We start from the raw sequence: 10,288 nt of genomic DNA on the forward strand, positions 1-10,288 counted from the left end.
ACGCCAAACGGGGGACCATCGATCGTGACAGCAGAGGCACTACCTATCGAAGCACTACTCGACGCCGAACCGGAACCCGCGTTCACCATCCTGTGCGTCGATGACGAGGTCAATATCCTCTCTGCCCTGCGCCGGCTGTTTCGCAGCAGCGGCTACCGCATCCTGATCGCGGAAGGCGGCGCGGCCGGGCTGGAGGTGTTGGCGAACGAAAAGGTCGACCTGATCATTTCCGACATGCGCATGCCCGGCATGAGCGGCGCGGAATTCCTCAGCGCTGCGCTGGAACGCTGGCCGGATATCGTGCGCATCCTGCTCACCGGCTACGCCGACATCCAGTCCACCATCGAAGCCATCAACCGGGCGCGCATCAGCCGCTATGTCTCCAAACCGTGGGACGACGCCGAAATGCTGCGCATCGTCGACGAAGCGTTGGCGGTCAAGAAACTGGAGCGCGAAAAAGCCCAGTTGAACTCGGTCATCCTGCGCCAGAACAGCGAGCTGAAACGACTCAATCTCTCGCTGGAAGACAAGGTGAAGGAACGCACCCAGGCACTCGAAATGACCATGGGCGAGCTGACCGAGGTGCACGAGAAGCTCAAGAAAGGCTTCATCGCCTCGGTGCGCGTGTTCGCCAACCTGATCGAAATGCGCGCCGGCAAGCTCGCCGGCCATTCGCGCAAGGTAGCCGAGCTGGCGCGCGCGATCGCCCAACAACTCGAACTGTCCGATGCCGAGGCACAAGACATCTTCGTGGCCGGCCTGTTGCATGGCATCGGCAAGATCGGCCTGCCCGATGCGCTGATCGCCAAGTCCTTCGTGCAGATGACGCTGGAAGAACGCAACGTCTACGCCAAATACCCCGCCAAGGGTCAGGCGGCGCTGATGTCGCTGGAGCATCTGCAAAGCGCCGCCAAGCTGATCCGCAGCCAGCATGAGCGCTTCGATGGTCTCGGGTTTCCGGATCGGCTGTCCGGCATGCAGATTCCCATCGGCTCACGCATCCTCAACATCGCCAACGATTTCGAATCGCTGCAGGCCGGCATGCTGACCGACAAACCGATGGCCCGGCCGGATGCGATCAAGAACATCGAAACCGGCCGCAACAAGCGCTACGACCCCGCCGTGGTTGATGCCTTCCTCGCCGTGGTCGGCAAACCGGAAGCCGCCCCGCTCGGCCGCGAGCGGGAAATGCGCAGCAAGGATTTGCAGGTCGGCATGGTGCTGGCACGCGACCTGATCGCCGCCGGCGTCATGCTGCTGGCCAAGGACTACATGCTGGACGAACGCCTGATCGGCCAGATCAAGCACTTTGAAGAAGCGGATGGCACGCCGCTCAAAATCTATATCCAGGTCAAATGACGGGGCACAGTGAATGACACGCATCCTGCTGGTCGATGACGAACCCAACATCCTGTCGTCGCTGAAACGCACGCTGAACACCCGCGATGAGTTCGACGGCACCTCACCGGGCTACGAAATCCACACCTTCAACGAACCGCGCGCCGCGCTGGTCGCGAGTGAATCGCAGCAGTTCGATCTGGTGATCTCCGACTACCGCATGCCGGACATGGATGGCGTCGCTTTCCTGACCGACTTCCGCTATCTGCAACCGGACTGCATCCGCATCATCTTGTCCGGCCAGGCCGACCTGACCGCCCTGCTGCGCGCCATCAACGATGTTGAAATCTACCGCTTCCTGAGCAAGCCGTGGAACGACTTCGAACTGCGCTCGACCGTGAGCGGCGCGTTGCGGTTTCGCACCCTGCAACTGGAAAACCAGCGCATGGCGGACGAACTGCGCCAGATCCGCGCCCAGGCCAACCGGCAGGAAGAAGAACTCCGCCGAATCGAGGCCGAAAGCCCCGGGATTACGCAGGTGAACTGGGGGGACGATGGGTCGGTGCGGTTGGATGAGGATTGATTTAACTTAACTGAGAGGATTAGCGCCTTTGGCGCGGGTAAAGGCGTTGCATGCCGGTTCCGCCCGGCGGACGGGGTTCGGCGCCGATGGCGCGTTCAAAAGCATTACAGCGCGTTCCGTCGCGCGGACGGGAAAGGGGCTTTGTCTCGCCAAAGCCCCCTCCACCCCAAAGGCGACCCCCGTTGGGCGGCTCTGGCTGAACGAAGCAAAGCTTCGCACGCCACAGGCTACCCTCGGTCGGCCGCGAGCCTAAGGTCTCGCGACACTCCCTCGGCGCTTAGCGAAAGGGGAGGAAAGGCGCGCAGTGCAACCAGTGTTGTTATGAACAGCAGTCGCTGATTTTGTGCGATGGATGACGCACTACAGTGATCTGTCCCCTCGCCCTCGCGTGCAAGGCTTTAGCCTTGCTCAGCTATTAGTGGGAGAGGGTTAGGGAGAGGGTCGTGAAAAGGGCGCGGTTCTTGGCAAGTACCCTCACCCCCAGCCCCTCTCCCACAAGTGGGCGAGGGGAGAAAACCAGGCAGTGCAGCTCAATTGGAAACACTGCCGCATCAAACAAAGTCACCCTCTCCTTCAAGAAGAGGGCCAGGGAGTAGATGGTCTGCGCCCCTTTCAAGCGCCCCGCCAGCCAGCCCAGCACGGGGGTATCGGGGATCGAGTGTCTGAGGGCCTTGGCCCGAGTTTTCGATTCCCGCCCGTGACGGGCTGGCTGGCGGGGGTATCTGGCGCTTGCGCCAGACGCTTTTGCAGGGTCGCCTTTGGGGTGGCGGGGGCCCAAAGGGAAGTGTACGGCCCGAGACAAAGTCCCCTCCCCGTCCGCGCGGCGGAACGCGCTGTAAATGCTTTTGGCCGCGCCATAGGCGCTTAACACGATGCTGCAACAAGGACCACCCCATGCGCTGCCACCAGATCACCCTCAACGAATGGCCAGATCAACTGGAATGGCCGTTCAAACCAGACCTGATCCTGGTATTCGGCCCGCGCCGGCAGCTGGTGCCCGACCATGTCTACCCCGCGCTACAACGCAGCGCCCCCAATGCCATCGTGCTGGGCTGTAGCACCGCCGGCGATATCGCCGGCACGCGGGTCAGCGACGACGCGCTCATCGTAACCGGCATCGCCTTGGCGCAGACCACCTTGCGGCTGGAAACGATCGATGTCAGCGCCGATATCGACAGCCGCATGGCGGGCGCAGCGCTGGCAAGGCGGCTGCATGATCCAGCCTTGCGGCACGTACTGGTGCTGTCCGACGGGTTGAACGTGAACGGCAGCGAACTCGCCGGTGGCCTGCGCGACGGCTTGCCGCCCAATGTCGTAGCAACCGGCGGCTTGGCCGGCGACGGCGCTGCCTTCGAGGCCACGGTGGTATTGGCCAACGCGCCAGCCGTGCCGAACCGTGTCGCCGCGCTCGGCTGGTATGGCGACAACATTCGCGTCGGCTACGGCTCGCTGGGCGGCTGGGATGCCTTCGGCCCGAGCCGCCTCGTCACGCGCTCGGACAAAAACGTGCTGTACCGACTCGATGACGAAGCCGCGCTGGACGTTTACATGCGCTACCTCGGCCATCATGCGGACGAACTACCCAGCTCCGGCCTGCTCTTCCCGCTCGCCCTCACGCTACCCGGCGTCGAAGAGCCGGTGGTGCGCACCATCCTGTCGGTCGATCGCGCTGCCGGTAGCCTGACCTTTGCCGGCGACGTGCCGCAGGGTTGCAGCGTGCAGCTGATGCACGCCAATTTCGACCGGCTGATCGACGGCGCCATCGCCGCCGCGGACGACAGCGTGCTGCCGCTCGATGGCCCGGCACAGCTAGCGCTGCTGATCAGCTGCGTGGGCCGCAAGCTGGTGCTGAAGCAGCGCATCGAAGAAGAAGTGGAAGGCGTGCGCGAGGTGGTCGGCCCGGCCGCGACCTTGGCCGGCTTCTATTCCTACGGCGAGATCTGCCCGCAAAAACGTTTCGCCCCCTGCGAGCTGCACAACCAGACCATGACCATCACTACCTTTAGCGAGGTCCCATGACGCACAGTCTGCTTGCCCGCCAGCTCAGCAAACACCTGCCGGGTATGGATTCAGCGCTCCACGCGCGGCTGGCGGGGTTTCTCGCCGCCGTCGGCGCGGCCTATGCCGCTGCGGATGAAGACCGCGCTATGGCAGCGCATTCGCTGGAAACGATGTCGAACGAATTGCAGCAGCGCTACAAGGCACTGCAGGAAGAGCTGGAGCTCAAAAACCGCTTCGAGAACTCCTTGCGCGCCATCAATGAGCAACTGGAAGGCACCATCTCGCAGCTGGAAACGGCGCAAACGCAGTTGTTGCAGGCGGACAAGCTGGCATCGATCGGCCAGCTCGCCGCTGGCGTGGCGCATGAAATCAACAACCCGATCGGCTTCGTCTATTCCAACTTATCGACCCTGGAAGGCTATATCGCCGATCTGCTCGAACTGCTCGGCGACTACGAAGCCCAAGAAATGCGCATGGACGAAGCCACCCGCCAGCACTTGGCGCAACACAAGGAGCGGTGCGAGCTGGACTACCTGCGGGATGACCTGCCACAGCTGATGCAGGAATCGAAAGACGGCATTACGCGGGTGAAGAAGATCGTGCGGGATCTGCGCGACTTCTCGCATGCCGATACCGGCGAGAAAGACATCTACGATCTGCACGAGGGCCTGAACAGCACGCTGAATCTGGTCAACAACGAGCTGAAGAACCGGGCCAAGGTGGTGTGCGAATTCAGCGAGCTGCCGTTGGTGGAGTGTTCGCTGGCGCAGTTGAATCAGGTCTTCCTCAACCTGCTGATCAACGCCGCCCATGCGCTCGATGGCAAAAACGGCGAGATCCGCATCGTGACTGGCCATCACAACGGCGAAGTCTGGGTGAGCATCAGCGACAACGGCTGTGGCATCAAACCGGAGAACCTGAACAAGATTTTCGATGCCTTCTTCACCACCAAACCCATCGGCCAAGGGACCGGACTGGGCTTGTCGCTGTCGTACAGCATCGTGCAGTCGCACCACGGCCGGATGGAGGTGCAGAGTGCCGAGGGAGTGGGGACGACATTTACGATTCGGTTGCCGGTGATGCAGCCGGCGGGGTGAATTTGTGCCCAAGCATCTTTGAACAGCAGTCGCTGATTTTGTACGATGAACGACGCACTAAGGTGATCGGTCCCCTCTCCCTCGCGTGCAAGGCTTTAGCCTTGCTCCACTATTAGTGGGAGAGGGTTAGGGAGAGGGTGGTGAAAAAAACACGGCCCGCGGTAGTACCCTCACCCCCGGCCCCTCTCCCGCAAACGGGCGAGGGGAGAAAACCAGGCAGCGCAGCTCAATTTGAAACACGGCTGCTGTGGGGTGACCCTCATAATGGCACGAGGAGGAATCTTACTAGGCCCCGCTGAGACCCAATCACTACGCGGGTTTCTGGGCGATAAGCACCTTCGAGGCGCCCCACCCATTTTGCAAAAAAATAAGCGCAAACTGAGCAAATTTGCGCTTATTTTGACATCTATTGAATCCGGACTGAGCGAATCTAGCTGCCGAGACCCTGTTTGATACTGTTTACGTATTGGTACACCCGATTCAACGCAGGCAGGTCCAGTTCCTTCAGACTGACCGCATTAAAATGCTTCAGCATGTAGGCGCGTACCTTGGGCTCGATATCCAATTTCTTCATGTTGGTTTGGATGTAAGTGATGCGGCGCTTGGTAATCTCATCCGGCGCTTTCTTCTGCACCGATGGTTTCGCCGCAAGTTGACCGAGCCACTCGTGCATGTATTTTTCGGCGGCCTTGAACTTCGAGGCCGGAATCATCCGCATGGCTCCCACGCCCATCTTTTTATTCAACGCGTTCCATACGCGCTGCGGCGTGGCGGGGTCTTGCTTGCCCAGTGGCTCCAGTTCCAGAATCTGGTCCTTGAGGTTATGTAACCGCCGCACCTGTTCTTCCGTGATGTGCTCCGCGCCGGGCTGCGGTTTCACAACAACCTTGCTGATTTTCTTCTCATAGTGCTGGTGGACATCCCCCGCGATGATCTGTCCAACCACCACGCCGTCACCACTGACGTTGACGAGGTTGCCGCCCGCCGTCATGGCCGCAGCGGCTGGCTTTTTGCGAGGCGTACGGGGCTTGGGTTCCGGTGTTTCTGCATGCTGTTTGAACAACGCAATGATTTGAGCTTTCTTGTTTTCGTCCATTCAATCTTCCTGATTGCGGCGTCACGCCGCTAATTTGACCAGTCGCAATATCTTTCCCTTTGACGTCGCATCGACGTCGTCCAGTAAGTCATAAATAACCAGAATCAGTTCCGCCTTTTTGTCTGGTCGCATGGTGCGGCTGGTTGCCGCCAATCCCTCCTCAACCGCCTCCAGCGCCAGTTGCAACCGGGCCGTTTCGACCGGTGCTGTAGGCGTCTCAGCTTGCAGCTCGGCCAGCAGCATTGGGCCTTCCCCTGTCAGCAGCCAGTTGGCATTGATTCCGGCACGCACAAACCGTTCTATGGCTTCTGCGCCGGGAGCGCTTATGTTCATTTCGTACTTCTGATAAGAGCTTGGCTTAACTCCAAATAAGGATGATGCATCTTGCTGGCGAAGCTGTTTTGCTTCGCGAAATACCTTGAGCCGCTCACCAATTGTCATGTCGCACCTCTGTCCAGAAAGTGCGACATCGAAGTGCGACACTGTTTCAGCTGTCGCACATCGAGTAAATCTTTAATTTTGAATAGAAAAATCGACTTCATCTCAACCACGCAGAATAAGGGAGGTGCGACACACCTTAAAATGCACCTCATTCATTGACAATACACCACATAAGGAGTTTAATGCGTCCTGTAGTAACCCACAACGGAAACCAAATGATGCAAACCAACACCTCCGCCACCCAGAACGACTGGCACCCCGCCGACATTATCGCGGCCTTGCACAAGCGTGGCACCACCATTTCCAAGCTGGCGCATTCACACGGCGTCGATCCGTCTGGCTTGTCGCTAGCCCTACGCCGTTCCTTTCCCAAGGGAGAACAGCGCATCGCCGACGCACTCGGCATGCACCCGAAAGATATCTGGCCGAGCCGCTACTTTGATGATGGCACCCGCAAACCAGTCGGCGCACGCGCCATTCAGTGTACTGCTGCTGTACGCCACGATGGCGAGTCGGCAGAACTGCATTGAATCACTTATTTGAGCCGGCACCGTAGGGTAATCGCATGAATGTCACGTTAATCGAAATCTCGACAGCATTAGGTATCACAAAGCGGAGCGTCGAGCGGCGAGCTAAAAACTGGCCCTTTACCGAGGAAGTGGTCAGGGGCGGCAAGAAACGCCTCTATCCGCTGGGTACGCTCCCCGAGGATGTCCGCAAAGCGGTGCAACTGCACACAGCTCGCCAGCTCCTGAACACGCTCCCTGCGCCAGTCGAATCGATCCAACCTGCGGCCCCGGCCCGGCAAGCTTTAGCGCCAGCACGGCCACCGGTCGTGATGACGGATGCGTTGCGCCGCCGCACCGACGCACGTCATGCCGTGCTACGGGCCATCACCCGCTTGCAAGCCGTGTGCAGCCTGTCCAAGGAAAACGCCGTGGCGGCGTTGATTGTTGAAGCCAACAAGGCACCAGAGAGTGAAATGGCACAACTGCTGGTATTGGCACAGGATGAACGCGGCCGCAAAGGTAGCGGCATGCCCAGCATCCGCACCATCAAGCGCTGGTTTACCAAGGCGCAAGCCGGTGACCTGACGCCAAGACCACCGCGCGTCAAGGATTTGTCCTTGCCGCGTTGGGGAGCCGCCTTCTTGCAATGCTGGCGGGCCAAGCAAGGTCAGTCGGTGGAAGCCGCATATAAGACGTTTACCCAGCAATGGCACGGCGGCGAGTTGCCTAGCGTGCATCAGGTGCGCCGCTTCCTCGCCAAGTTGCCGCCAGAAATGCGTTATCGGCTGGAACATACCGGCGCAGCGCTGAAAGCCAAGCTGCCCTATGTCATTCGCGACTGGTCGGTATTCAAGACCGGCGAATGCTGGGTCGGCGACGGGCATGGCATGAAAATGAAAGTCGCCAAGCCGGACGATGGCAAACCGTGCCAGCCGGAGGTGACGGTAATCATGGATGCCACTAGCCGCAAAGTGGTGGGCTGGTCGGTCAGCTATTCCGAAAACGTCCTCGCCGTCGCCGATGCGCTGCGCCATGCCGCCACGCATCACCCGCTGCCGCTGCTGTACTACAGCGACAACGGTAGCGGCCAAGCCAACCTGATGCTGGATGCGCCCATCGTCGGCATGCTGGCGCGCATGGGCATCGACCACCAGACCGGCATTCCGGGCAATCCGCAGGGGCGCGGCCTCATTGAGCGGTTCTGGAAAACCGTCACCCTCCCGCTGGCCCGCCAGTTCGACACCTTCCATGGGAATGGCGTTGATCAAGACAGCTTGCGAATGACCACCCGCGACATCCAGAAGGCGCTGACCCGCGCCAAGCGCAGCACCGGTCCGTCCAGCGTGCCGAAATTACCGAGCTGGCAACAATTCATCGATGCGCTGACGGTCGCCATTGACGAGTACAACGCCCAGCACGCGCACAGTGCCCTGCCAACGCGGCAAGGCCGGCATTTGACGCCGAATGCGTTCTGGCAACTGCACCCGCCGACGCAATCGCGCCACCTGTCCGCCGCCGAGCTGCAAGCGCTGTTCCGCCCACATGTCGTCCGTACCGCCGAGCGCGGCATGGTGCGCTTGTGGAACAACCATTATTTCAACCGCGATTTGATGCAAGTGGACGGGGAACAAGTACAAGTCGGCTACGACATTCACGACGCCAACACCGTGGTGGTGCGGCACATGAACGGCGAATTCGTTTGCGTGGCGGAATGGAACGCCAACAAGGTGGATGCCTTCCCCAAGCCCTTCGTCGAGCGCCTGCGTGATCAGCGCATTCAGGGCATCGTCGGCCGTGCCGAGGAAACCATCCGCCGCGCCGAAGCGGAACGGCCGGCGCTGGAAGCCCAGGAGCACATCGTTATTCCGGGGATGGGCGATCTCACTCGCTCAAGTCTCAACCGTAAAGCGGCCGAATTGTTGATTGAGCCAGTCGACGAGCCGGCAGTAACAGGAGCCGCGCCAACGTGGGAATCGATGGACGGCCCGGCGCGTTATCGCGCCTGGCGTGAACTGGATACCCGCAAGCGCCAAGGCAAGCCGCTGACCGAGGCGGAAGACACCCGCCACCGCATGTATCAGAAATCGCCGCAATGGCAGGTGATGCACAGCCTGCACAGCGGAAATGACAACGCGCACGAGTTGCACCTCGTGCGCGCTGGGTAGGTCATCGTCGTAAAACGGCGACCGCATTCAACAACCGGAAAGGTATTCTCTCATGAATTCACCCCTCGTCAATCCCGCCACGCTGGCACCGGGCATCGCCCAAATCGGCAACCTTGCGTTAGCACAGGAAGCACTGGCCCGTGCCATGTCCCGCCACCAAGGACTGCCCGGCTTGGTTGCGTTCTACGGCCCGTCCGGCTGGGGCAAATCCATGTCGGCCAACTTCGTCGCCAACCGCACCCGCGCCCGCTACGTGCAAGCCAAGTCGGTCTGGACCAAAAAGTCCTTCCTCAAGGCCGTGTTGTTCGAAATGGGCATCAAGCCGGCCGCAACCATCCCGGAAATGCTCGATCAGGCGGCCGAGGAACTGGCCACCAGCCAGCGCCCGCTGATCGTGGATGAAATGGATCACCTCGTCGACAAGAACGCCGTCGAAGTGGTGCGCGATCTGTACGAAGCCAGCCACGCGCCCATTCTGCTGATCGGTGAGGAACAGCTCCCGAACAACCTGAAGAAGTGGGAACGCTTCCACGGGCGCGTATTGGCATGGGTGCAAGCCCAGCCGGCCAATCTGCACGATGCCCAGGCCCTGCGGGCGGTGTACAGCCGCGATGTGCAGATCGCCGACGATCTGCTCACCACCATCGTGCGCGAGTCGCACGGCTCGGTGCGCCGGGTGGCGGTGAATCTCGACAACATCCGCAGTGTTGCGCTGGAGCTGGGGGTGGAGCAGATCGACCTCGCCACGTGGGGCAAGCGCCCGCTCTATACCGGCGAAGCGCCGAAGCGGAGGGTGTAATGCGCAAGCCGGTTCACCTCGAACGCCCCGGCGGCAAAGGCCCACGGCAGCGACTGTGGGAGCAAATGCGCAAGCTGCGCGAATTCACCATGGACGACCTGTCGTTCAAAACCAATATCGACGGCGAGTCCATCCGCAAATACATTCAAGGCTTGGTCAAGGCGGGCTATCTGGAAAAGCCGCCCGTGGAACGCTTCGCCCCATCCACCTACCTGCTGGTCCGCGACAACGGCGTCGAAGCGCCCCGCGTGGATCGCAC

9 protein-coding genes and 1 pseudogene are annotated in these 10,288 nt (G+C 60.7%); 8 read left to right on the forward strand and 2 right to left on the reverse strand.

Annotation, left to right across the window (positions count from 1 at the left end; translation table 11 throughout):
- The first annotated feature begins 24 nt into the window (after window positions 1-24).
- The 4 genes from nosR to BR41_RS11700 all read left to right on the forward strand — a co-directional run bounded on the left by nosR (window position 25) and on the right by BR41_RS11700 (window position 5,019).
- On the forward strand, window positions 25-1,359 hold the full coding sequence (gene nosR, locus BR41_RS11680) for a response regulator c-di-GMP phosphodiesterase, NosR family (RefSeq protein ID WP_035056499.1): 1,335 nt from the start codon (window positions 25-27) through the stop codon (window positions 1,357-1,359).
- Between the two features lie 13 nt (window positions 1,360-1,372).
- The gene (locus tag BR41_RS11685; RefSeq protein ID WP_035056502.1) at window positions 1,373-1,921 is read left to right on the forward strand and encodes a response regulator; all 549 of its coding nucleotides are present in this window, start codon (window positions 1,373-1,375) and stop codon (window positions 1,919-1,921) included.
- 894 nt (window positions 1,922-2,815) lie between these two features.
- Window positions 2,816-3,940 carry an FIST signal transduction protein gene (locus tag BR41_RS11695; RefSeq protein ID WP_035056506.1) on the forward strand — a complete coding sequence of 375 codons (1,125 nt, stop codon included), beginning with the start codon at window positions 2,816-2,818 and terminating at the stop codon, window positions 3,938-3,940.
- Window positions 3,937-5,019, forward strand: coding sequence for an ATP-binding protein (locus tag BR41_RS11700; RefSeq protein ID WP_035056509.1), 1,083 nt, complete (start codon window positions 3,937-3,939; stop codon window positions 5,017-5,019). Before BR41_RS11695 ends, BR41_RS11700 begins: the two co-directional genes overlap by 4 nt.
- 430 nt (window positions 5,020-5,449) lie before the next feature.
- Here the strand turns inward: BR41_RS11700 and BR41_RS11705 are convergent, their stop codons facing one another.
- Window positions 5,450-6,115, reverse strand: a complete 666-nt coding sequence (locus BR41_RS11705; protein ID WP_035056512.1) for a hypothetical protein — start codon at window positions 6,113-6,115, stop codon at window positions 5,450-5,452.
- A 21-nt stretch (window positions 6,116-6,136) separates the two neighbouring features.
- On the reverse strand, window positions 6,137-6,556 hold the full coding sequence (locus BR41_RS11710; RefSeq protein WP_084187067.1) for a helix-turn-helix domain-containing protein: 420 nt from the start codon (window positions 6,554-6,556) through the stop codon (window positions 6,137-6,139).
- A gap of 215 nt (window positions 6,557-6,771) precedes the next feature.
- On the opposite strand from BR41_RS11710, the gene BR41_RS11715 reads away from it, so the two are divergent.
- The 4 genes and pseudogenes from BR41_RS11715 to BR41_RS11730 all read left to right on the forward strand — a co-directional run.
- The gene (locus BR41_RS11715; protein WP_245615857.1) at window positions 6,772-7,086 is read left to right on the forward strand and encodes a helix-turn-helix domain-containing protein; all 315 of its coding nucleotides are present in this window, start codon (window positions 6,772-6,774) and stop codon (window positions 7,084-7,086) included.
- Between the two features lie 35 nt (window positions 7,087-7,121).
- Complete coding sequence (locus BR41_RS22945) at window positions 7,122-9,230, forward strand: Mu transposase C-terminal domain-containing protein (protein WP_084187069.1); 2,109 nt, start codon at window positions 7,122-7,124, stop codon at window positions 9,228-9,230.
- Between the two features lie 52 nt (window positions 9,231-9,282).
- A complete protein-coding gene (locus BR41_RS11725) occupies window positions 9,283-10,029 on the forward strand; it encodes an AAA family ATPase (RefSeq protein ID WP_035056519.1) in 747 nt (248 codons plus the stop codon).
- Window positions 10,029-10,288, forward strand: a pseudogene (locus BR41_RS11730) (hypothetical protein); the annotation flags it as partial. The gene BR41_RS11725 and the pseudogene BR41_RS11730, both read left to right, overlap by 1 nt.

Origin of the sequence: Andreprevotia chitinilytica DSM 18519 (assembly GCF_000711875.1) — a bacterium.
Taxonomy (GTDB): domain Bacteria; phylum Pseudomonadota; class Gammaproteobacteria; order Burkholderiales; family Chitinibacteraceae; genus Andreprevotia; species Andreprevotia chitinilytica.

Bases quoted from the DNA above. Each gene is read 5' to 3' on its own strand.
- BR41_RS11700 (WP_035056509.1), top strand. From the start codon at position 3,937: ATGACGCACAGTCTGCTTGCCCGCCAGCTCAGCAAACACCTGCCGGGT.
- BR41_RS11725 (WP_035056519.1), top strand. From the start codon at position 9,283: ATGAATTCACCCCTCGTCAATCCCGCCACGCTGGCACCGGGCATCGCC.
- BR41_RS11685 (WP_035056502.1), top strand. From the start codon at position 1,373: ATGACACGCATCCTGCTGGTCGATGACGAACCCAACATCCTGTCGTCG.
- BR41_RS11705 (WP_035056512.1), bottom strand. From the start codon at position 6,115: ATGGACGAAAACAAGAAAGCTCAAATCATTGCGTTGTTCAAACAGCAT.
- BR41_RS11695 (WP_035056506.1), top strand. From the start codon at position 2,816: ATGCGCTGCCACCAGATCACCCTCAACGAATGGCCAGATCAACTGGAA.
- BR41_RS11715 (WP_245615857.1), top strand. From the start codon at position 6,772: ATGATGCAAACCAACACCTCCGCCACCCAGAACGACTGGCACCCCGCC.
- BR41_RS11710 (WP_084187067.1), bottom strand. From the start codon at position 6,556: ATGACAATTGGTGAGCGGCTCAAGGTATTTCGCGAAGCAAAACAGCTT.
- BR41_RS22945 (WP_084187069.1), top strand. From the start codon at position 7,122: ATGAATGTCACGTTAATCGAAATCTCGACAGCATTAGGTATCACAAAG.